Source organism: Vreelandella glaciei, from assembly GCF_013415125.1.
GTDB classification, from domain to species: Bacteria; Pseudomonadota; Gammaproteobacteria; order Pseudomonadales; family Halomonadaceae; genus Vreelandella; species Vreelandella glaciei.
In genome coordinates this window covers 28,735-50,277 of record NZ_JACCDE010000036.1, presented here as the reverse complement: position 1 = coordinate 50,277, position 21,543 = coordinate 28,735, and the positions used below count along the sequence as shown (strand labels likewise).

At 54.6% G+C, this 21,543-nt stretch carries 18 protein-coding genes; 12 read left to right on the top strand and 6 right to left on the bottom strand.

Translation table 11 applies throughout. The annotated features are described in order from the left end of the window. The 3 genes from HZS80_RS23305 to HZS80_RS19820 all read left to right on the top strand — a co-directional run. Positions 1-198 (top strand): hypothetical protein (locus HZS80_RS23305; RefSeq protein ID WP_218927793.1); only part of this gene is annotated, 198 nt, incomplete at its 5' end. Between the two features lie 83 nt (positions 199-281). Then, positions 282-2,690: a TonB-dependent siderophore receptor gene (locus HZS80_RS19825; RefSeq protein WP_246362339.1), complete on the top strand. Its 2,409-nt coding sequence runs from the start codon at positions 282-284 to the stop codon at positions 2,688-2,690. Positions 2,691-2,721: 31 nt separating this feature from the next. Beyond that, entirely contained in the window at positions 2,722-3,594 is an 873-nt protein-coding gene (locus HZS80_RS19820) for an alpha/beta hydrolase (RefSeq protein WP_082072629.1), read from the top strand. Between the two features lie 9 nt (positions 3,595-3,603). Here the strand turns inward: HZS80_RS19820 and HZS80_RS19815 are convergent, their stop codons facing one another. Then, positions 3,604-4,506 carry a LysR substrate-binding domain-containing protein gene (locus HZS80_RS19815; protein WP_035563832.1) on the bottom strand — a complete coding sequence of 301 codons (903 nt, stop codon included), beginning with the start codon at positions 4,504-4,506 and terminating at the stop codon, positions 3,604-3,606. Positions 4,507-4,692: 186 nt separating this feature from the next. Between HZS80_RS19815 and HZS80_RS19810 the strand changes: the two genes are divergently transcribed. Beyond that, positions 4,693-5,271, top strand: coding sequence for an NAD(P)H-dependent oxidoreductase (locus HZS80_RS19810; RefSeq protein ID WP_035563835.1), 579 nt, complete (start codon positions 4,693-4,695; stop codon positions 5,269-5,271). Positions 5,272-5,344: 73 nt separating this feature from the next. Here HZS80_RS19810 and HZS80_RS19805 read toward each other — a convergent pair whose 3' ends face one another. The 3 genes from HZS80_RS19805 to msrP all read right to left on the bottom strand — a co-directional run bounded on the left by HZS80_RS19805 (position 5,345) and on the right by msrP (position 8,854). Further along, positions 5,345-7,120 carry a S8/S53 family peptidase gene (locus HZS80_RS19805; RefSeq protein WP_052703794.1) on the bottom strand — a complete coding sequence of 592 codons (1,776 nt, stop codon included), beginning with the start codon at positions 7,118-7,120 and terminating at the stop codon, positions 5,345-5,347. 100 nt (positions 7,121-7,220) lie between these two features. Then, entirely contained in the window at positions 7,221-7,838 is a 618-nt protein-coding gene (msrQ, locus tag HZS80_RS19800) for a protein-methionine-sulfoxide reductase heme-binding subunit MsrQ (protein WP_179917072.1), read from the bottom strand. Continuing rightward, positions 7,838-8,854, bottom strand: a complete 1,017-nt coding sequence (gene msrP, locus HZS80_RS19795; RefSeq protein ID WP_179917071.1) for a protein-methionine-sulfoxide reductase catalytic subunit MsrP — start codon at positions 8,852-8,854, stop codon at positions 7,838-7,840. Before msrP ends, msrQ begins: the two co-directional genes overlap by 1 nt. Before the next feature lie 174 nt (positions 8,855-9,028). Here msrP and HZS80_RS19790 point away from each other — a divergent pair, with 174 nt between their 5' ends. From HZS80_RS19790 to HZS80_RS19755, 8 genes are all read left to right on the top strand, one after another. Next, positions 9,029-10,684, top strand: coding sequence for an FMN-binding glutamate synthase family protein (locus HZS80_RS19790; protein ID WP_179917070.1), 1,656 nt, complete (start codon positions 9,029-9,031; stop codon positions 10,682-10,684). A 57-nt stretch (positions 10,685-10,741) separates the two neighbouring features. Beyond that, positions 10,742-11,713 (top strand): DUF2157 domain-containing protein, encoded by a 972-nt coding sequence (locus HZS80_RS19785; RefSeq protein ID WP_179917069.1) that lies wholly within the window; start codon positions 10,742-10,744, stop codon positions 11,711-11,713. After that, positions 11,710-12,780 carry a DUF4401 domain-containing protein gene (locus tag HZS80_RS19780; protein ID WP_179917068.1) on the top strand — a complete coding sequence of 357 codons (1,071 nt, stop codon included), beginning with the start codon at positions 11,710-11,712 and terminating at the stop codon, positions 12,778-12,780. The genes HZS80_RS19785 and HZS80_RS19780 overlap by 4 nt, the downstream gene beginning before the upstream one ends. Next, positions 12,777-13,310 (top strand): GDYXXLXY domain-containing protein, encoded by a 534-nt coding sequence (locus tag HZS80_RS19775; protein WP_179917067.1) that lies wholly within the window; start codon positions 12,777-12,779, stop codon positions 13,308-13,310. Before HZS80_RS19780 ends, HZS80_RS19775 begins: the two co-directional genes overlap by 4 nt. 189 nt (positions 13,311-13,499) lie before the next feature. Further along, a complete protein-coding gene (locus HZS80_RS19770) occupies positions 13,500-15,227 on the top strand; it encodes a mechanosensitive ion channel family protein (protein WP_179917066.1) in 1,728 nt (575 codons plus the stop codon). Positions 15,228-15,414: 187 nt separating this feature from the next. Continuing rightward, positions 15,415-15,786, top strand: a complete 372-nt coding sequence (locus tag HZS80_RS19765; RefSeq protein WP_022519610.1) for an antitoxin Xre-like helix-turn-helix domain-containing protein — start codon at positions 15,415-15,417, stop codon at positions 15,784-15,786. Further along, complete coding sequence (locus tag HZS80_RS19760) at positions 15,783-16,532, top strand: RES family NAD+ phosphorylase (protein ID WP_179917065.1); 750 nt, start codon at positions 15,783-15,785, stop codon at positions 16,530-16,532. Before HZS80_RS19765 ends, HZS80_RS19760 begins: the two co-directional genes overlap by 4 nt. A 95-nt stretch (positions 16,533-16,627) precedes the next feature. After that, complete coding sequence (locus tag HZS80_RS19755) at positions 16,628-17,383, top strand: alpha/beta hydrolase family protein (RefSeq protein WP_179917064.1); 756 nt, start codon at positions 16,628-16,630, stop codon at positions 17,381-17,383. A 1-nt stretch (position 17,384) separates the two neighbouring features. On the opposite strand, the gene HZS80_RS19750 is transcribed toward HZS80_RS19755, so the two are convergent. Together HZS80_RS19750 and HZS80_RS19745 are read right to left on the bottom strand one after the other, a co-directional pair. Next, positions 17,385-17,732 carry a DUF952 domain-containing protein gene (locus tag HZS80_RS19750; protein WP_039858901.1) on the bottom strand — a complete coding sequence of 116 codons (348 nt, stop codon included), beginning with the start codon at positions 17,730-17,732 and terminating at the stop codon, positions 17,385-17,387. Positions 17,733-17,964: 232 nt separating this feature from the next. Next, positions 17,965-21,438 carry an acyl-[ACP]--phospholipid O-acyltransferase gene (locus HZS80_RS19745; protein ID WP_179917063.1) on the bottom strand — a complete coding sequence of 1,158 codons (3,474 nt, stop codon included), beginning with the start codon at positions 21,436-21,438 and terminating at the stop codon, positions 17,965-17,967. Between the last annotated feature and the right edge of the window lie 105 nt (positions 21,439-21,543).

The window sequence follows — 21,543 nt, the reverse complement described above, 5'->3', positions numbered from 1 at the left end:
GGAGGTCAGCGTCTGTTGTTCAGGTTCAGTGAGAGGGGCAACGAAGCGTTTTTCCATGGTTCTGTCCGTGTCAGAAATCCTGGCATGGATATTACACGAAAACTTTATATCAGGTACTTACAAGCCATTGCCAATGCGTTGCCGGTTAGCGTCGACCGACTGACGCAATATTGGGTAACCCTCAAAGCTAGCGAATAAAAAGTTGGATTATTTATTGTCCCTTTTCCGATCTCGTTCGACCCAGAGATAAAGCAACCGATCCTGGAATTAACGAGATAAAGATGACCACATCCTTTAACCCCAAGCAGACACTCATATCCCTTCGATATCACCATTGCAAATCCTCGTGCGCGTTTGGCGGTATCGCCCTGGGCTGTGCCCTGATGAGTTCGATGTCGCTTTTGCCCCTACAGGCAGCGCAGGTGCAAACAGCGGACGGGCAGGCGCAACAGGCTGCTAGCCAGCAGGCATACAGCATCGAACCAGGATCGTTGGGCAGTGTATTGAGTCAATTCGCCAGCCATGCGGGCATTGTGTTGTCCTTCCCCGCTAATCTCACTGATGACCTGCAAAGCGCTGGATTGAATGGGCGTTATAGCGTGGAGGAGGGGTTTGCCCAGTTGCTTCAGGGCAGTGGTTTGAAAGTGGTCAAGCGGGGGCCTGCGGACTATGTAATGGAAAAAACAGGTACTGCAGAAAACATGGTGTTGGATACCGTAGCAGTGGTGGGCAGCCGAATCAGTAGTGATGGCTATTTGGCCTTTAGCACCTCGGCGGGTAGTAAAACCGATACACCGCTGATAGAGCTTGCGCAAAGTATCAGCGTGGTCACCGAAGAGCAGCTACGTGACCGCCAGCCGTCGTCAGTAGAGCAGGCAGTGGCTTATACGGCTGGGGTTCGGGTTGAAGCAGCGGGGATGGACCCGCGCTTTGACTTGATCTCGGTGAGGGGTTATCCGACGGTATATCATGGCGATTTCCTGGATGGTTTGCGCCAACCCAATAGTGGCTGGCTCTCCTACTACTCCACCGTGCCCTATAACCTGGAACGCATTGAGGTAGTCAAAGGCCCCGATTCGATGCGCTATGGTCAGCTATCACCGGGTGGGCTGGTGAACCGGGTTAGCAAACGTCCAAGTGCTGATGCGCCCCAGGAAGTGCAACTGCAGGTGGGAAGCCATAACCATCTGCAAGGCCAGTTCGATGTCGGCGGGGAAATGGGCAGTGATGTGCAGTACCGTTTGGTGGGCGTTATGCGCGACGCACAAACGGATATTGAACAGGTCGATAATGACGTCACCCTGCTGGCGCCAACCCTTCATTGGCAGATGAGCGAGCGTACTGACATTACCTTTATTACCCAGTATCAGGAGCGCCAGACCTCTGCATCACCGCGTCCTTACCAAGACGGTGATAACCTGACCCATTTTTGGTCTGGCGATGAAGACTTCGATAAGCTGGATCAAGAGCAGTGGGCACTGGGCTATGAATTTAATCACCGTTGGAGTGACCAGCTACAGCTGCAGCAAAATGTACGCTACGGTCAGGTGGATACCACCAACCAGTACCTCTCAGCAGGCACCTTATCCGGTACAACGCTGAGCCGGAGCAGTGTCGGTCTTTACGAAGAGATGGAGTCTCTTAGTGCTGATACTAGGCTGATGGCGACTTTTGATCAGGGCAAGGTGGAACACCAAGTAATGTTAGGCGCTGACTACGCTTATCTTGAGAACGATGTTATTTATGCGGGTGGTAGCGCACCGTCGATCGATATCGACAATCCGGATTACAGTCAGCCTGTAGCCCAGCCGAATAACGTTTGGACAAACGACAGTGGGGAAACCCACCGCAGAGGCCTTTACTTACAGGATCAGGTCAAGCTCGATAACTGGCGTTTGACCGCAGGCATACGTCGCGACTGGGCGCGCGACGAGACTCGCAACAACCTCACCGGTACTGTCAGCGAAAGCCGGGATGAGAAAAATACTTGGCGCTTGGGCGCACTCTACGCATTTGATTCGGGGCTGTCGCCGTACTTCAGCTATGCGCAATCGTTCCTGCCTGAGAGCGGTACCGATGTGAGCGGTAATGACTTCGATCCTACCGAAGGTGAGCAGTTTGAGCTGGGGCTGAAATACCAGCCAGTAGGCAGAGAGACGATGCTGACGGCGGCGATCTATCAGATCGATGAAACCAATCGTAAAACCACCGATATCGAGAACCCGCTATTTCAAGTACAAACCGGAGAAGTGCGCACCCGTGGGTTGGAGCTTGAGGCCGTTGGAAATGTCACCGACGACCTACGCATGACCGCAAGCTACAACTACAACCGCAGCGAAATCACCGCAGATAATGATGGCAATGAAGGGAGTGACCTGGCGAACACCCCGCGCCATCTGGCGTCCCTTTGGGTGGATTATCGCGTACCTGCGTTGGAACGACTGCATCTTGCCGGAGGAGTGCGCTACATCGGTAGTGAGTACATTGATAATGCCAACAGCAATAAAAATAGTGCATACAGCCTGATTGATATGGCGGCTCACTATGATTTCGCGGGCTCTTTGCAGGGGGTTCGTGCCAGCCTCAATGCCACTAACGTGACGGACGAAGAGCATATCTCCTGTGAGGGCATCTATTGCTATCGTGGTGCCGGCCGCAGCCTGATTGGCAGTATCGCTTACCAGTGGTGATGAGATGCCAGTATCGTGGAGGAAACGATTTTTGAAACTGCTCGTTAATAATTTAATGTTTGCCGGGCTGGTCTTGTTGACTGTATCAGTATCCAAATCGCAGGCTCAGGCGTCGCCAGCCATGGACGAGCGTCAGGTGACGCTGGATCAGACGCTGGAGTGGAAGATGCAAAACCAACAAGGCGCCACCTATCGTATCCTGATCAGCAAACCGGAAGGCGCGGTGCCTGACAGCGGCGGTTACCCGGTGATCTATGTGTTGGATGGCAACGCTTATTTCGCTTCCTTACATGAGGCCAAGCGGGCACAGGAACAGTTCCGCCAAGCCATTATCGTTGGTATTGCTTATCCGGGTGAAGCGCCGCATAACTTCTTGCGCCGCTCTTACGACTTATCACCGCCGGTGGCAGAAGAGCAGAACACGCCACCGCAGGGCGGGCAGGATGAGTTGCTGGATTTTATCGAGCACAGCTTAATGCCTGCTATTGCCGAGCGCTTCACTGTGGATGCTAATCACCAGAGTCTTTATGGTCACTCTTTTGGCGGTATGTTTGCGATTTATGCCTTATTTACCCGGCCGGATCTGTTTGACCACATCGTCGCCGCCAGCCCCAGCCTCTGGTGGAACGATAGCTACTTGTTGAAGCATGAACGCGACTTCAGGCAACAGGTTGAGGCCGAAGAGGTAAATGTCATCCATCACAGCTTGTCATTGGCCGTGGCCGACAACGACTCACTCCAGAACCAGCAGGATGCTAGTCAGCTGTATCAGCGGCTTGAAGATCTGTCGGCATACGGTTTGCGCAGCAGTTTCCATAAAGTGGAGGGTGAAGATCATATGTCCGTCCCCTTTGTGCTGGAGTCACGTGTCCTCAAGCAGCTTCTGGGCACTCGAGGCGGCTGACCGAGGGATTTAAGCACTCAAATACTTACCTGGTAGTCGTTCGGCCAGAAACTCCATAAATAGCCGGGTACGTTGAGAAAGCGTGGCTTGTCGGTAGTAAACGGCGTTGACGGCTTGGGTTTGTAGCGTGGTGCAGTCGGGTAATACATCTACCAACACGCCATTCTGGCGGGGTGCGATGGTCATGAAGTCGGCCAGGCAAACAACTCCTTCCCCCGCTATGGCGAGCTCTATTAAGGTGCTGCCGCTGGAGGCGGATAGCGTGGGCGTGATGTGTAAACGTTTGCCGTCTGCGAGGATGAGCGGCCATTGATTAAGGTGATCGAGCTGGCTGAAACCCAGCAGGCTGTGAGCTTGGAGGTCTTCAATGCTTTGCGGTACGCCGGCGCGTTCGAGATACGCGGGGCTGGCCAGAAGGCGCAAGGGGCTGTAGCCAAGTAGCCGGGCGTGTAGTGATGAATCCTCCAGTTCGCCGATGCGAATGGCTAGATCGACCCGCTGTTCTAAAAGGTCGACAAAGCGGTCATGGGTATCTAATTCTAGTGTGATGCCTGGATAGCTGGCGCGGAACTCGCCAATCAATGGCACAATCACGAACTGCATAAAGCTGGGGGCGGCGTTAATACGCAGCCGACCTTGAGGCTGATTGTGGCGATCTAGCATCGCCTCTTCGGCTTCTTCCACGGCGGCCAGGATACGGCGGCAGTGCTCAAGGAGTGTTTCGCCCTCTTCGGTAAGCTCCAAGCGGCGTGTGGTTCTGCGCAGCAGGGTGGCGCCCAGTTTTTGCTCTAGCCGGTTCAGCGCGCGGCTTACGCCAGAAACGCTAATGCCCAGCCGTTCAGCGGCACTGGTGATCGAGCCACTATCCACGACGGTGACAAAGGCTTGTTGCTCTTCAAGGGTACTTTTCATTGAAGGCTTTCCATAAAGAAGCGAATATTGACGTACTCTACGCTGAGTATTGTTGACTTTAAATCAAAAGTGTCTTGCCTCAGCATCGCTTCTTTTTTCTCATCGTAACTCCCACAATATGCGCCAAGAACGTCACGTCTACTTCTGTTAGCGCTGATGATCAACCTCTTGGGGAGAAAGTGTTAGATGAAGATTCTGCTAATTAACGGTGGTAAGGCCTTTGCGCACTCTGGCGGTGAACTCAATAATACGCTACACGGCGTGGCGGTGAGTACGCTCAAGGAGATGGGCTACGAGATTCGTGAGACGGTCATTGATCAAGGCTACGATCTTGAAACCGAGGTGCAACACTACCTATGGGCAGACACTATTGTGTACCAGATGCCTGGCTGGTGGATGGGTGCGCCCTGGATCGTGAAGCGCTACATCGATGAAGTGTTCACCGAAGGCCACGGTTCTCTGTATGCCAGTGATGGCCGTAGCCGCCAAGACCCAACCAAACAGTACGGCAGCGGTGGTTTGCTGCAAGGCCGTCGCTATATGCTGTCGCTGACCTGGAATGCACCTTTAGAAGCCTTCGATGAGCCGGGTAACTTCTTTGAAGGGCGTGGGGTGGAGGGTGTTTATTTCCCGTTCCATAAGTCGCAGGAGTTTATTGGCCTTGAGGCACTGCCAACGTTCATCGCCAACGATGTGATGAAAGTGCCACAGGTCGATCGTAACAAAGCCGATTACCGTGACCATTTGCGTAAAGTCTTAGGCTAATGTCATTAGCTTAAGTCTCTGTTCGAAAAGCGCCCACCTGGCAGGTGGGCGTTTTCGTTTGCTGGTGGTGAGCTTAGCGTTCCCGGTTTAGGCTTTGTACGGTTAGGTCCAGTGCCTTGTACATGTTGAGCCGGGCTGAGAGGCCGATATCCGGGTGGTTAAGCTCATTGGCGCGTTCGGAGGGCAGTATCGGGGCTGTCAGGTCATCAGCGTCCGTTGGTTCGAAATCGTACTCTTCACCGATGGTCATGGCGCTACGGCGCAGCAGCATGCGTAGCTGCGCGGGAGTAAGCTCGGGCTCGATCGACATCATGGCTGCTAACAGGCCAGCTACCAGCGGCGTCGCGTAGGAAGTGCCGCAGTGCGCCTCGCCTTGCTCACCTTCTAGTAGTGAAGAGCCTCGCACACAGGCGGCGGCGGTGATATCCACACGCATATCGATATTCGAAGCGTTGCGTTTGATCACGTAGCGGGGATCCTCGACCTGGACATCCTCATCGCTGCGCTGATGGCCACCCACCACGAACAGCTGATCGGTCACGAAAGAGGAGGGCAGACGATACTCGTCTCTTCCCGAATAGGAGGACGCGTTGCCCGCTGAATTGACGACCACGACATCGGGGTGCGCCTCGCGTAGCCACAGGAAGAACTCTTCAAGCAGCTCTTCATAACCGCTCATGGCGATGCCCGAACGCACCAGTGAATCGATTTCCTTGCCGTTGATGTCGATGGCCCCAACGCGATGAATACCCCAGCTCCAGTTGAGCACGCGTACCCCGTCCTCGACCAGATTGACCGAGGCGGCGACATTGGCGGTGATGCCCGCATCCGAGTTGCGGTCCACAATCACATCGAAGCCAGGGCCTACCTCATCCAGCCCACGCAGAAAGCCGCTGTTGCCGCCTTCATTCCAGGCCGCGGCCAATACGCCGGTGACGGTCGTACCATGCCCGTCGGGTTTGGCGGCATCGCGGGCATAAACGCAGGTTCTTGTCGCTTCGGCGCGGCACTCCCCCAGGTAATCCGCAAAATCGGGAGCGTCGAAATCGACCTCGCGTTCGATAACGCCAATGCGGATTGGCTGTGTCTCAATATCACCGTCCAGCCCCTCAAGCGATAGTCGGCGCTGGTAAAAGTTAACGGCGTCCAGAAAACGATTCGACGCCCACTCCTGGTCATCCGCATCGGGCGGGCTGCTTGTCTCGCTCTCGATGCTTTCCTCTGCCCCTGACTCCTCGGTCACTACGGCATCCACACTGACTTCGTTACCCAGCCTGAGTACCAGTGCGTCGCGTTCATCCAGGTCGCTGACAGGCAAGCGCAACTGATAGGTGTTGAGGGGTGGAATCATGCCGACCACTTCGGCACCGTACTTGTCTGCTAAACGCTGGGCTTCTTGGGCACCATCGTGGCTCTCTTCAATAATCAGGCTGACCAAGTCCACATAGGTAGTGATGCCATCCATGTTCTTCGCCACCTCTTGCTCGGTGGCTGCTACCACATTGCTGCCCTTGAGGCTGACCCAGACTGGATTGCTGGCCTGCTCGTGCTGTGAAAGCCACAGCGGGCCGCTTTGCGCATCAGCGCTATTGAGGCGGATACGAAGCCGGTCGCTATCATGGTCGATCGCCTCTGCTGGGAGGGGCGTGCCGTTCAGCGTTACCTGAAATTCGCCCTCATCAAGCCCACTGGCCTGAAGGCAAAATTCTTGAATATCCATCTGCAGCAGGCCGCCGCAGCGCTGCAGTTGTTCGATGCGCAAAGGTTGTTCGGCCACTGCGCCTGTGGTTATCCACATCAATGCCAGCGCTGTTGCCAAGCGACCGACGCCCCCATAGGTGACCGCCATGCGTTTACTCCAAACGGTAGTTGGTTAATGGTGCGTAGCATAACCGCATTGGCTGAACGGAACATGAACCCGATTTTGATGAGTAGGAAAGTTTTCCTTCTTAACGGCTAAACCGATAGCGCAGTTTAGGCAGCGTGCGAGCGACTGGCGGTAGGCGAGTGCTCATGATCAGCGCGGCAATAGCCGCATACATGGCCCACTCCTGCATATCCGCACGCACCACCCAGAAGAAGTGCAGCAGTACCAGGGCCAGAATAACGTAGGAGAATTTGTGCAGCGGTTTCCAGCGTTTACCCAGGCGTTTCATCGCCCAGCGGTTAGAGGTAGCACCCAGTACGGCAAGACCGATCAGTGCGATCATGCCAACGATAATGTAGGGCCGCTTGACGATCTCGCTACCCAGCAGTGCCCAGTTAAGCCCCAGGATAAATAGCGCATAACAGAGCATATGCAGGGTGGCGTAAGCGAGTGTCCAGAGACCCAGCTGCCGCCGGATTAGGGCAAAGCCCTTCCAGCGGGTAAGCTTAGTGAGTGGGGTAAGGCTTAGGGTGAGTAACAGCATCCATAGAGCGCCAATACCGATATTCAGCAGCAGGTAATTTCCTGGCTCGGGGCCAGCGGCGTTAATCGCCACCTGCCAGCTCCAGAACAGCAGCGGGGCTAGCGCGGCCAGAAACACGCCCACGCGCCATGCTAACCAGATACGTGGGCTGGCCATTAGTAATTTTCCTTCAAATCCATACCCGCATAGAGCTCGGCGACTTCATCGGCGTAGCCGTTAAACATCAGGGTATCGATGGTATTGGGGTTAAAAAGCGTATTGGGTAGACGGCGCTCGGTGGCTTGGCTCCAGCGCGGGTGATCGACCTCTGGGTTAACGTTGGCATAGAAGCCGTACTCGTTGGCAGCAATTTCCTGCCAGGAGTTAACCGGCTGCTCTTCCACCAGCGAGATACGCACAATCGATTTGATGCTCTTAAAGCCGTACTTCCAGGGCACCACCAGCCGGAGGGGGGCGCCGTTTTGGTTGGGCAGCTCACGGCCATACATGCCCATGGCCAATATCGTGAGCGGGTGCATGGCTTCGTCTAAACGTAGGCCTTCTACGTAGGGCCAGTCAATGACCGAGAACGAGGAGCGCTGACCGCGCATTTGCTCTGGGTCGACCAGGGTTTCAAAACGTACATACTTGGCTTTGCTGGTGGGGTCGGCGCGTTTGATGATGTCCGCCAGTGGAATACCCAGCCAGGGAATCACCATTGACCAAGCCTCTACACAGCGCAAGCGGTAAATGCGCTCTTCAAACTGCGAGGGCTTGGCGAAGTCCTCCAGGGCAAAGCGGCCACCGTTATTGACTTCGCCATCCACCACCACGCTCCAGGGTTCGGTTTGCAGACTGCCAGCATGGCGGGCGGGGTCTCGCTTATCGGTGCCAAACTCGAAAAAGTTGTTGTAGCCACTGGCGTCGTCAAAGGGGGCGATTTTGTCCTTGTCAGGGTTACTAGGAGTGATGGCGCGCCACTCGGTCTCGCTGATTTTCTCCTTTAGCCACGCGGGTGCATCGCCTTCGGGTACATCGGAGTAGTCTTCATTGGCGCGGACGTGGCCGGATAGGGCGAGTCCTGCGCCTAGGCCTGCCATGCCGCCCATAAAGCGCCGCCGGGAGAGGTAGATAGATTCCGGCGTGACATCGGATTCGTGTAAATCACTCGGTTTGGCAATCTTTATTAGCATTGGGTGTCTCCACTAAGGCCTTTGTGGGTAGCATACGAGGTGAGTGCAGCATTCGATATTAATGGGTGTAGTAAGTTCGCCAAAACTTACACAAAACCCTTACGATTTAAATTGAGCCTGTCGGGGTAGCTGGTCGCCCCTGTGGTGAACTGTTGATAAGGAGTTCGTGTTCAGATGATCGAAGCCCGGGGATTGACCCGTATTCCTCTGCGTAATGCCGTCTTTGTTGCCTGCCTGATTCTGCTGTTGGTTTCGCTGGTGGGGGTGGTGTTTTCTTTAGCATGGCTTTGGGGCGTGGCGATTTTTGGCATGCTCGCTGGGCTGGGGCTTTATGATCTACGCCAAACACGGCGAACGGTGAGCCGTAACTATCCTGTTCTGGCCCATTTTCGCTATGTTCTAGAGTCTATTGGGCCGGAAATACGTCAGTATTTTATCCAGTCCGATCTTGACGAACGACCATTTTCCCGCGAGCAGCGCGCTGTGGTCTATCAGCGTTCTAAAAATGAGAGTGATAAAAAGCCTTTTGGCTCCCTGCTGGATATGTATCAGCCGGGGCATGAGTGGATCAACCACTCGCTACTTCCCCGGGCTATCGAAAACAGTGACTTCAGGATTCGGGTGGGCGGTAGCCGCTGCAGCCAACCCTACCTGGCGAGTGTTTTCAATATTTCGGCAATGAGTTTCGGTTCGCTTTCGGGCAACGCTATCGAGGCGCTCAATGCGGGCGCTGGTAAAGGTGGTTTCTATCACGATACTGGTGAAGGCTCTATTTCCGGCTATCACCGAAAGCATGGAGGTGATCTCGTCTGGGAAATAGGCTCTGGTTACTTTGGCTGCCGCAACGACGATGGCTCGTTTAATGCGGAGCGCTTTGCAGCTAACGCCAGTGCCGATCAGGTGAAAATGATCGAAATCAAACTTTCCCAGGGCGCCAAACCGGGCCATGGCGGTATATTGCCAGCGGCTAAGGTAACTGCCGAAATTGCCGAAGCGCGAGAAGTCCCCATGGGCCAGGAAGTGATTTCACCCGCTGCCCATTCAGCTTTCTCGACGCCGCTGGAACTGATGGCATTCATTGCCCGCCTGCGTTCGCTTTCTGGGGGTAAACCGATCGGCTTCAAGCTGGCGATTGGCCATCCCTGGGAGTGGTTTGCGATCGTTAAGGCAATGCTAGAAACCGGCGAGCGTCCTGATTTTATAGTGGTGGACGGTGGCGAAGGAGGAACCGGTGCGGCACCGCTGGAGTTTATCAATCGTATAGGTGTGCCTTTAACAGAAGCCGTTACGCTAGTGCATAACACCCTGGTGGGGGCTGGGCTGCGCGAGGAAATTCGTATCGGCGCGGCGGGTAAGATTATGTCCGGTTTTCACATTGCCCGAATCATGGCACTAGGGGCTGATTGGTGCAATTCGGCCAGGGGCTTTATGTTTTCATTGGGGTGTATTCAGGCCCTTAACTGCCACTCCGACAAGTGCCCCAGCGGCGTGGCTACTCAAGACCCTAACCGCAGCCGCCATCTGGATATTGTCGATAAAACAGCGCGGGTCTACCACTTCCACCGCAATACCTTAAAAGCGCTGGCGGAAATGCTGGGGGCCGCAGGGCTTAGCCACCCTAGTGAACTGGGGCCCGAGCACATTATCCGACGTGTCTCGGAAAACGAGATTCAGTCCTACGATCAGATATTCACTTTCTTAAAACCCAATGAACTGCTCAATGCAAAGTGCGAGCACACGGTATTCAAGCACTATTGGGAAAATGCCCGAGCCGACTCCTTCCAGCCGCCTGCGCAGGTTGCTCGGCTGCGCTTTACTAAGTTGGAGTGATCGTGGCGTTTAGCTTAGATTCCTGTGTTTCCACTACGCCGTTTAGAAGGGAGCCCCATGGCCTCTACCCGCCGTGAACTGATATCACTGATTGAGCAGGACGTTATACCGCCTGAACAGGTGACGCGCGCAGTGCAAGCTTCTGGATTGCACCCTTCGCCTCGCGCTTGGGCGCTGTTTATTGATCGCTTACTGCTGTGGCTAGGCGGGCTGGCGCTGGCTTTTGCGGTGCTGTTTTTCGTCGCTTATAACTGGGCCGAGATGGGCCGTTGGCTGCGCTTTGGCGTGGTGCAGGCAGCGATGGTGCTGGCGGTAGGCATCGCCATTTGGCCCAAGGCCAGCCCGATGGTTCAGCGTGTGGCGCTAACCTCGGCCACTTTGTTGGTGGGCGTGCTGTTGGCGCTGTTCGGGCAGGTGTACCAAACCGGTGCCGACCCCTGGCAGCTGTTTTTTACCTGGGCACTGCTTGCTCTGCCCTGGGTCTGGGTGGCGCGCTTTGAGCTGCTCTGGGTGCTGTGGCTGGGGTTACTCAATTTGGCCGTCGGGCTCTATTTTCGTGCCTGGGGCGGGCCATTTGGCGTTTTGGTCAGTAGCGATGCCGCGCTTTGGGGGCTGTTCGGGCTAAACACCCTGGCATTAATAACCTGGGAGTGGGGGGCTTGTTTTTGTAGTTGGCCACGGCAGTGGGCGGTACGCTTGCTGGCAGTGGGTAGCGGGGGGCCAATGACGCTGTTAACGATGACGTTGATAGCCGATGCAGGCCTCGTATGGTCACCAGTGCTGGTGATTTACTCACTCTGGCTGGCGGTGCTGTATGGCATTTACCGCTATTGGCGGCCTGACCTGTTCATGATTGCGGGTGGCTGTGTCTCGGCGTTAACGGTGACCACGCTGCTGCTTGCCAGGCTGTTACTCTGGGAAGGTGATTGGCAGGAGGGAAGCCTGCTGTTGATCACCATCGTGGTGCTGGCGATGGGCGCCGGGGCCGTAGTATGGCTAAAGCGGCTACATCGGGAGCTTGCCCAGTGACGAACAACGTTAATGATTTAAGCGTTAGGCTGAGCCAAGCAGGCATTCCATTAAGCGAGCCTACTACGCCAGCGCAGCTGCAAACGCCTTGGTTTGTACGTGCGCTGCAGGCCTTTTCAGGCTGGTTGGCGGCGCTGTTTCTGCTCGGCTTTATCGCCATGGGCGTGGTGTTTCTGGTGGAGAGCCCCGCGGCGTCGTTAGGCCTGGGACTTGTGATGATCGGCGCGGCTTTTGGGTTGTTATGCAAAGCTCGTGGTGATGTGCTCGAACAATTGGCGCTTGCGGTTAGCTTAGCCGGGCAGCTGCTAATAGCGTGGGCGCTGGTCGAGTTCTGGAATTCGTCCACTTATTTGTGGTGGTCGCTGCTGGCCTTGCAGTGCGCATTGGCGTTGGTGATGCCGAGCCAGGTTCATCGTACGTTTTCAGCCTTTGCCGCCAGCTTGGCGCTCTATATGGCTTTGGCAGTGAATGCTATGGCGCCTGCAGCGGGGGGATTGATGCTGTTGGCTTTGGCGCTGCTCTGGCTGAATGAGTTTCGCTGGCCTGGCCGTATTCAGGATATGCAAGCATGGGGCTACGGCCTGTTGATAGGCCTCTTGGTGATCCAGGGCTTCGCGCATAGCGGCCACTCCTTTGCCTTCTGGTTTGACGCACAGAGTACTAACGCTTTTGCATGGTCAGCGCCCTGGTTGAACGCCGTATTAGTAGCCTTCTCTTTGGCGGTGCTGCTCTATAAAATTCCTCATTCCAAAACCCATTGGGGCTTATATCTTAGCCCTTTGGCACTGTTGCTGATCTCATTTTATGTACCGGGTGTGGGTCAAGGCTTAGTCGTCGTACTGTTAGGTTTCGCGATCGGGCATCGTCTAGTGATAGGACTTGGCGTGTTTTCTCTACTGACGGGTATTGGCAGCTATTACTACTGGCTGGAGGCAACGCTGTTAACCAAGGCACTCACGCTGTTGGTGTTGGGGGGTGGGCTGTTGGCGCTGCGCTGGGCGCTGCATAAGTGGTTGAGCGACGCGGAAAATAGTCCGTCGACCTCTGTGGGAGGACACGGGAAATGATGCTGAAAGCCAAGCGAAATCGCTGGATCATAGTGTTAACCACCGTCGTTGTGCTAATGGCGGTGAACTGGGCCGTTTGGCAGAAAGAGCGTCATTTATCCGAGGGAGAAATTGTTTACCTGGAGCTGGCGCCTGTCGACCCGCGCTCATTGATGCAGGGCGACTATATGACGCTAAATTTTGCACTGAGTAATCAAATTCAAAGCGCGCTTCATCAGAGTGAGCGTTATGAAGACTCGCTGAAAGCTCGTAACGGTTATGTAGTGGTGCGTTTGGATGAACAGCGTATTGCCCACTTCCAGGGGCTGGATGATGGTTCCTCTTTACGCGACGACGAACGGCGCCTTCGCTACCGTTTGCGCAATGGTCAAGTACGCTTTACCACCGATGCGTTCTTCTTTCAGGAAGGTCACGGTCAACGCTTTGAGCCAGCGCGTTATGGACAGTTGAAGGTGAATGCCGAAGGCAAGCCCTTACTGGTGGCGTTGTACGATGCCGAGTTAACTAAGTTAGGAGAAAGTGTTAAGTAAGATTTATTTTATATGGCGAGCTGTTCTCACTCCATTTCTCACTATTGCATTCTGTCTTGCTTCATCCAGTAAGGTAGGCTGTACTTTGTTCCTCCACTGACATGGATAGTCCAGTAATGACGCTGGACTGGCTCGACAGGGCCGGTCGGTGGGTAGTCAAACTCACCCACTTCAATGAATAAGGCATTTATGAAAGCAAACAGCTCGTGGCTCGCATGGGGTTTGTTGGTGATGGCACTGACATTTTCCAACCTATGCGCGGCACAAACTCAGGGAGGAGAGAGCGAAAGTGAGCGGTGGTTTACCGTCGATGCGTTAAATACGGGGCTTGGTGAACCTCCCGAAGAGGCAAACCGAGTAACGCCAAGAGAATCAATAAGGAGTTTTCTGGATCTGACTGGGCAGGAAGAGTATGCGGCCGCTGCCCATATGCTCAACCTTGCCGAACTCTCGGAAGATGAACAACGCGAGCAGGGGAGTGAACTCGCCCGGCAACTGGCAGAGGTTTTCCAACGCGGCGAGTGGTTGAGCGTTTCCGATCTGCCCGGTCGCGAAGATGCGGTGATTGAAGATCCCGCAGGTCAAAACCCCCGCGTTGGCGAGACCCGCCGCAACGTTGAAGTCTCCTCTTTAAAAGCCGACGGAGAAACCTACGATATCCGGTTGGGTCGATACCGTGCGGGTGACCAGGAGCCAGTCTGGCTGATCATGCCCATCAGCGTGTCCTACATTCCGGCGCTTTATGAGCAGTACGGCCCCTCAGCGTTGGAAAGCTATATCCCCAAACGCTTGCAGGCCTCGTTTGGCATCCTGAGAATTTGGGAATGGATTGCAATTCCCTTGTTTGTACTGTTTAGCGGGCTCGTAGGGTGGGGAGTTCACCGCTTGATTGGCTTGATGTCGAAATGGCTGCCTTCCGGGGTATCCAGCATCTTTGCCAGTCAAATTGGTATGCCAGCAGCGCTGATTGCGATGTCGCTAGTCACTCAGATGGTACTGGATTACGTGGTGTCGTTTTCTGCGGTTGCCACCACAACCTTTCGGGTACTTTTAATCAGTATTATGGCCTGGGGAGTAGGCACCATTGCGTTGCGCTTGGTGGATACCATCATGCTACGTTTGACGCGGCGTATCGTAGGCGAAATCGATGATACTAAGCCTAGAGACGAACGCAGACTGCTAACCTCACTCTATGCGCTGCGTCGGGGGATCATTCTGATCACGGTGACAGCCGTATCAATTTATATACTGGGTCAGGTTCAGCTCTTTGAAACCCTTGGCTTATCAATCCTGGCGTCTGCCAGCGTATTGGCCGTATTAGTCGGTGTGGCGGGCCAAACAGTACTTGGCAATATCCTCGCCTCATTTCAGTTATCGTTTGCTAAGCCCATTCGTATTGGCGATTTGGTGATCTTTGAAGGCGAGTGGTGCTATGTCGAAGGCATCTTTTATACCTTTATTCGGCTGCGGTCGTGGGACGAGCGGCGTTTGATTGTGCCCGTTACCTACTTCACCTCTAAACCTTTCGACAATTTGTCGGTAAAAAGTACCAAGATGTACCGGTCATTGACGCTGACGCTTCACCTGAGTGCCAATATTGGGCTGCTAAGAGATAAATTCCTCGAATTCGCCAAAGAAGAGGACAGCGTTATCGAACACCATAAGCTGCTCTGTTACGTAACGGCACAAACAGGAACGGCGCAAACCGTCACCTGCTACCTCATGACCTCAGACCCTTTGGCGGGTTGGACAGCGGAAATGAACTTGCGCGAGAAGCTGCTGACCTTTATCCGCGATAATCATCCAGAGTGGTGGCCACGTGAAATTGTGGTTATCAGTCACAACGATATCGCCCGCGGGGCGCAAGGGAAAAGCTCGGGGGAAGTGGATAGTGTTGAGGTGAAACCATCTGAGTAGCCAACGCTTAGGCAGCGGCAAGCGCCTTTGCATGGGTAGTCAGCCGATAGAGTCCTGGATAAGACAAGGGTAAATGAAACAGACGTGACTATGCGCCCACTCGTTGAACAAGTGAAGATAATACGGGTGTGTGAATAACCAGCTTTTTTGCTATTATTGATGGAAATACATCTTTATGAGGCGCGCCATGCCAGCCCTTACTCAAACAAAGCCCACCCCGGAAATGGTGCTAGCTAAAGCAGTTCTGCGTGCTGCTGAGCAATTGGGGTTATCGCAGTCTGATTTGGCGGAGGTGCTAGGTGTGCACCGCACGACTATTACCCAACTTAAAAAAAGCCTGAAGCTTGACCCGAACTCTAAGCAGGGTGAACTAGCTCTGCTGCTTATTCGCTTGGCTCGAGCATTATTCGCTCTTACCGGCGGCGACCAAACATGGATTCAGCATTTTATGCGAACATCCAACCGTGTTACTGGTGGCATCCCGGCCGAGCAGGTAACACGTTTGGAGGGGCTGTTTGCGGTACTGAGATTCGTGGATGGTATGCGGGGTAAAGTGTGAGTGTGTGGGAAGCCTGTGGCGGCGAGCGAAATATCGAATCTATTTCCGGCACCCTTTATCGACTGGTGGAGAGTCAGGAGCAAGTCGCAACGCTTAGCTATGTTGACACGTTAGAAGAGCAGGAGATGCTTGAAGCACTGCTTGAAACTGCTAAACCACCTTATCCAGAGCAGGAGCGCAACTTGCACTACCTGCTTAAAACGCCTTTCCGTTACCCGCCTCTCAAATGGGGGTCGCGTTTTGGGCGCGTGTTTGAACCGAGCATTTTCTACGGTGGTAAGGGCATTGCTACCACTCTCGCTGAATCTGCCTACTACCGACTGGTTTTCTGGTACTCCATGGAAGGTGATCCCGTTACCGCCTCACTGCGCTCAGAGCACACACTCTTTTCTGTAGACTATGCCGTTAAACAGGGAGTGAGGCTATACGCAGGCTTCTTTGCCGACCACCTTGCGGTACTGAAGCATCCAGTTGATTACGCCCCGTGTCAGCAATTGGGAAGCGCAATGCGCCACGCGGGAATTGAAGCATTCGAGTACGCCTCGGCAAGAGATCCTCAGGGTGGTAAGTGCGTGGGGCTTTATACGCCAGAAGCGCTTACCCAGCATGAACCCGCCGATATGCGCCCTTGGCTTTGCGTTACAAGTGCCGCTCAAGTGTCATTTAAACGCAAAGACGCATCAGGCGTTTATACCTACCACCTCGATGATTTTCTCCACCACGGCGTGCTGCCTTGTCCTGCTTAGTGAACGGCTCCCCGGCCAGGGTTCGATAAAAAATAAGGGTTTGACAAAGATTTAGTTTGGATGAATCAGAAAACAAGGAAGGAGTGGTTGTCTAAATGCCTTTAACTATCGTGCAGCGTTTGTTACCCGGCTGGGGCGTTACTTACGGCCCACCGGGCGATGGGCCTTTTCCAGCTGTCATGCTGCTGCATGGTTCTGAAGGTGCATGGGCGGGGTGGAGTCATCGTGACGCGATGCTATTCGCCGCCCATGGCTTCCTGGCGTTCCCTTATGGCTACTCAAGCGGCGGTAATGCATGGAATGCGGGGCATATTATCGATTACCCACTGGATCGCAGCGTGGAGGCATTTAAAGCCCTACGAGAATTCCAGTTCGCTGATGAGCGGGTAGGGCTTTATGGTATTTCACGCGGTGCCGAGCATGCGTTATTGCTCGCTTCCCTAATGGCAAGAGATAAGATCAAGGGCGCACCTGATGCCATCGCTGCGCATAGCCCTCCGGATGTTGTGTGCGGGGCCTTTGATGCACGTAGTTTTCGCGATGTAGGGGATCCAGGCTGGCAAGCCTGGGACGTCAGCAAACGCGCCTGGACATGGCGTGACAGTCACGAAAGCTTGCTACCGACCACGCCGATCGAAATCGAACGCTACCCTGGGCCGCTACTACTTTCCCATGGCACCAAAGACCGAATGTGGTCGGTGGAAATGACCAAACGCCTGGAACAACGCCTGCGCGAGCATGGCCGCTCCCCAGAAGTTCACTACTACGAAGGTGAAGATCATATACCTAGTAGCTCAGGGCAGAATAAGCACTATGGGCTGCTGCTAGATTTCTTTTCAAAACACCTGTAAGTCACTGTTCCTCATTTTTCCATCCAAAAAGCCCATCTCGGTAGCTAAGAGGTATGGCGGTGATGATGGCTGCTTGGGGCAGGTTGTCGATATGCGCTCTCGGTTGCAGCCAGGGCTGCTCATCACTGGGTGGCAACCACTCAATACGGTCGTTAAATAGCGCATCATCAATCTCTAACACCAACGGTGCTTCTGCATAGACGAAGTATTTGTTGGCGATAAAAAGAACAGCTTCTTCAACATTCAAATGAACGCAGTCGAGCTTATGATCGTTTCCGCAGCGGGGTACATAGCCAAGTTGCTGAGTTTGATCCCAAATAGTTTTACTAACGACTCTGAATAAGCGCATAAGAGCTCCAGTGGTTTTTTTCCGACTAAGGTAGCCTAAAACCTAAAGTTAACTTGAGGTCAAGTGGCGCTGAAGATGTAATATCAGGTATGAAGTCATGCTGCTGATTGAGCAATGGCTAAGCTAAGCGGCCTGCTGATTTTAGAACTGATTTATTAAGAAGAGCTCGATACTGCACAGCGCATATTGAGTTTGGGCTTTGCTGTACAGTATCTCACTCCAACACTAGCTTTTAATGCTTCAGTTCTTCCTCTATTAGTGCTTGGGCCAAACGTTTCGCCCCTGCAAAGTCCGCTTTTCCAGAGCCAAGGTGAGGGATGGTCTCTACCGTAAACCAATGGCTGGGGATCATCATGGGTGGCGTACCGTTAGCGAGCATAGTGGCTTTGACGGTTTTGGCGTCTAACGCTGTTTCTGAAAGCAGCACAATGCGCTCGCCCTTGCGGCTATCGGGAATATTCACCGCCATCAGCGATGTGTCTGTATCCTCCAGAGCCGCTTTAACTGCTGCCTCAACGGCGCTGAGACTGATCATTTCACCGCCTATTTTGGCAAAGCGGGCGTAGCGGTCAATCAGGGTTAAGAAGCCATCTTCATCGATAAAGCCTTTATCCCCCGTTATGTACCAGCGGTGGCCATCGATCACATGGAGCGCCTTGGCTGTGCGGTTGGGGTCATTGAGATAGCCCTGCATTATTTGCGGGCCGCTAATCAATATCATACCGGCCTCACCGGTCGGCAGCTCTTCAAAGCTGTCAGGGTCGACGATTTTGAAGCTGGTGCCGGGTAACGGCATACCGACGGTGCCTGCTTTGCTGCCCCGCTGCACCTGTTGATAGTGAACGCCCATGGCGTCGGGCAGATTCACTGAGGCGACTGGGGCGATTTCCGTGGCACCGTAGCCTTCATAAATAGGCTTGTGGAATTTCAGCGCAAAGCTATTACGCACGTTTTCGTCGAGCTTTTCAGCTCCGGCAACCACCACCCTCAAGCTTTCCAGCATTAACGGATGCACTTTTGAGCTGCGCACAAACAGCCTTAAAAAGCTGGAGGTGCCGAACATGATAGTGGCTTTGTGCTTGGCAATAGCGCCTGCAATGCCGGGGGCATCGGTGGGGTCGGCGTGGCACACCAGTGGCAGCCCTTCAATCAGCGGTAGCAGTTGAGTCACTGTAAGGCCAAAGGCGTGGAACAGCGGCAGTGAGCCCATTACAACGTCGTTGCTCTGGGTGTTGAGCACGTCAGAGGTCTGCTTGATATTGGCCATCAGGTTGCGGTGGCTCAACATCACGCCCTTGGGTTCGCCTTCACTTCCGCTGGAGAACAGGATGGCGGCGGTGGCGTCGGCATCGTGGCCGTGGCAGAAGCAGCGCTGTAGTAGCCAAGTCGGCAGTATTCTCACCGCCAGCCAGGTACTCAAACGTTCGCCACGGCCAATCGTGGCCTGCAGGTCTTCTAAAAGAACCACCTGCTTCGCGCGAAGCAATTGGCTAACGTCGAGCCCGCGCTGCTCGAGCTTCTTCACAAAGCGCTGTGAGGTGAAGACGGTAGCGATTTCCGCCTGGGAAAGGGCAGAGGTCAGCGCCTCGTGGTCGGCGGTGTAATTAAGATTCACCACCGTTTTACCCGCTAGCAGCGTGGCCATATTGGCGATAACCCCGGCACTGCTGGTAGGTAGCAGTAAGCCAACGTTCTGCCCTGGGTTGAGCTTGCGAAGTCGTTTTGCCATCAGCAGGCTGGCAGTGAGCGCTTGGCTTGCGCTGAGTGAGCGGCCCAGCGTATCGGCCAGGGCAAGGTCGCTAGGGCGGCGCTTAACGCTTTGAATCCAGGCGTTAGGCAGGCTCGGGAGCTCGCCCATGGCCCGCTGCCAAGAGCGGGTAGCCTGCTCAAAAATACGTCGTTTGAGCACATCGGCGGGGGTGTCCTTGGGCAGCGGCTTGCCAAAGGCGACCACTACCGAGCGATGCAGAGGCGCATTACGCAGCTCTTTAAGCTTGCTGGAAGATCGGGAGAACTGGCTGCCCCACAGGCCTCGCAGGTAGAAGGGCACAATTTTGACGTCTGGATTTGCCATGTCACAGGCACGCTCGTAACCGCGGCGGAATTCGCCCAGTTGACCAGTGCGGCTGATCGCCCCTTCAGGAAACAGGCACACCACTTCGCCTGCGTTGAGCTGTTCAGCAACACCGGCTAGGGCCTTTTCGGCACCGCTGCCACGCTCGATGGGAATACAGCCCAAGGCTTTGAAGAACCAGCGCAGGTACCAACGCTGGTAAACCGATCTGAGCATCACGAAACGCACCGGTCGAGGGCTGGCGATCTGTACCATGGCCCAATCCACCCAGCTGATATGGTTGCCCAATAGCAGCACGCCGCCCTGGGCGGGCAGGTTCTGCAAGCCATGGACGTCTACGCGATAGCGGCGTGTCAGCAGGAAGCTCAACAGAAAGCGCACCAAGCTTTGGGGTAGCTTAACAATGGTGTAACCACCGCCCACCATGGCCACGGTAGCGATAAGTAGCAGCAGGTAGTGGCTATTCACTCCCGCCAACGCGAACAGCGCCGTGAGCACCAAAAAGCCCAGCATGGCGATGTTTTGAATCCAGTTGTTGGCGGCCAGTACGGTGCCTAGCTCGTTGTCGGCGGCGTGAAACTGAATCAGCGCATTGAGCGGCACGATGAACAGCCCACCCATGATGCCGATGAACACAAAGTTCAGCGCTTGGCTTACGGGCGTGGTCAACAGCGGCAAGCACCATAAACCCACGGCCACCCCAATAGCGCCTACGGGGATCAAGCCGGTTTCAATACGGTTGTGGGAAAGTTTGCTGGCGAATAGCGAGCCAAGCGCAATTCCGATGCCGCTAGCGGCGAGAATTCCCTGAAGCACTAAGGTGTTATCGATACTCAGGGCATCTTTGGCATAAGCAGGAAAGGCCGCCAGCAGCACTTGGCCCACTGACCAAAAGGTGGCAAGGCCGATAATGGAGAGCCTGATGACAGGCTGGCGAGCGATAATCCGCAGGTTGTCTTTTAGGGCAGTGCCCTTGATGTAGCGCTGCCAGGTAAGCGGGGTATCCGGTCGTGTGGTGTTATCCAGCGGCAGGCGGTAAAGCGCCACCGCCTGGAGAGCGCTATTGAGGACCAGCAGCCAGCCCAGGGGGGCTATTTGGCGCAACAGCTGTGCTGGGGTTTGATCTTCAGGTGACACCCAGGTCTCAAATAGCGCGGTAAACGCCACGGTGCCCGCGAGAATGGCGCCAATGGTTACTGCCTGAATTAACCCGTTGGCTTCCGCCAAACGCGGCTTGCCGAACAACCCTTTTACTAAGCCGTATTTGGCCGGGGAGTAAAAGGCCGATTGAATCGCCAGCAATAGCGTCATGGCAAACGCCAGCCAAAACCAGCCTTGGTAGTAGGCGGCGGTGATGCCCAGTGAAACGGCCACGGCGGCCCAGGCCGATATGCGCAGAACGCGCACCTTGGGGTAGCTGTCAGCCACATGGCCCGCCGGGCTAAACAGTAAAATAAACGGCAGCAGGATAAGCCCGTTGACCAGTGCGGTGAGCACGACCTGTGCTTCGCCATCGTAACTTTTGAAGATCGTGTTCTGAATGACGATCTTGTGGCCTAGATCCACAAAGGCATTGAGAAAAATAGCGATCAGGTAGGGCCAGGCGCCCTTCAAGTGCAGCAGTCGATGCATGGTGGTGTTGCCTTATCAATTCCTGGAAGTCGTAGCACTTTCTACATGAGGCTCGCTGGATGCAACTCTGATGCGCGAAGTTGTGTCATGGGTGCTGATTGGTAG

What these genes read in the sequence shown, in the direction of transcription:
- HZS80_RS19825 (WP_246362339.1), top strand. Translation starts at nt 282, where the DNA reads ATGACCACATCCTTTAACCCCAAGCAGACACTCATATCCCTTCGATAT.
- HZS80_RS19815 (WP_035563832.1), bottom strand. Translation starts at nt 4,506, where the DNA reads ATGAAAAGTACCCTTGAAGAGCAACAAGCCTTTGTCACCGTCGTGGAT.
- HZS80_RS19810 (WP_035563835.1), top strand. Translation starts at nt 4,693, where the DNA reads ATGAAGATTCTGCTAATTAACGGTGGTAAGGCCTTTGCGCACTCTGGC.
- HZS80_RS19805 (WP_052703794.1), bottom strand. Translation starts at nt 7,120, where the DNA reads ATGGCGGTCACCTATGGGGGCGTCGGTCGCTTGGCAACAGCGCTGGCA.
- msrQ (WP_179917072.1), bottom strand. Translation starts at nt 7,838, where the DNA reads ATGGCCAGCCCACGTATCTGGTTAGCATGGCGCGTGGGCGTGTTTCTG.
- msrP (WP_179917071.1), bottom strand. Translation starts at nt 8,854, where the DNA reads ATGCTAATAAAGATTGCCAAACCGAGTGATTTACACGAATCCGATGTC.
- HZS80_RS19790 (WP_179917070.1), top strand. Translation starts at nt 9,029, where the DNA reads ATGATCGAAGCCCGGGGATTGACCCGTATTCCTCTGCGTAATGCCGTC.
- HZS80_RS19785 (WP_179917069.1), top strand. Translation starts at nt 10,742, where the DNA reads ATGGCCTCTACCCGCCGTGAACTGATATCACTGATTGAGCAGGACGTT.
- HZS80_RS19775 (WP_179917067.1), top strand. Translation starts at nt 12,777, where the DNA reads ATGATGCTGAAAGCCAAGCGAAATCGCTGGATCATAGTGTTAACCACC.
- HZS80_RS19770 (WP_179917066.1), top strand. Translation starts at nt 13,500, where the DNA reads ATGAAAGCAAACAGCTCGTGGCTCGCATGGGGTTTGTTGGTGATGGCA.
- HZS80_RS19765 (WP_022519610.1), top strand. Translation starts at nt 15,415, where the DNA reads ATGCCAGCCCTTACTCAAACAAAGCCCACCCCGGAAATGGTGCTAGCT.
- HZS80_RS19755 (WP_179917064.1), top strand. Translation starts at nt 16,628, where the DNA reads ATGCCTTTAACTATCGTGCAGCGTTTGTTACCCGGCTGGGGCGTTACT.
- HZS80_RS19750 (WP_039858901.1), bottom strand. Translation starts at nt 17,732, where the DNA reads ATGCGCTTATTCAGAGTCGTTAGTAAAACTATTTGGGATCAAACTCAG.
- HZS80_RS19745 (WP_179917063.1), bottom strand. Translation starts at nt 21,438, where the DNA reads ATGCATCGACTGCTGCACTTGAAGGGCGCCTGGCCCTACCTGATCGCT.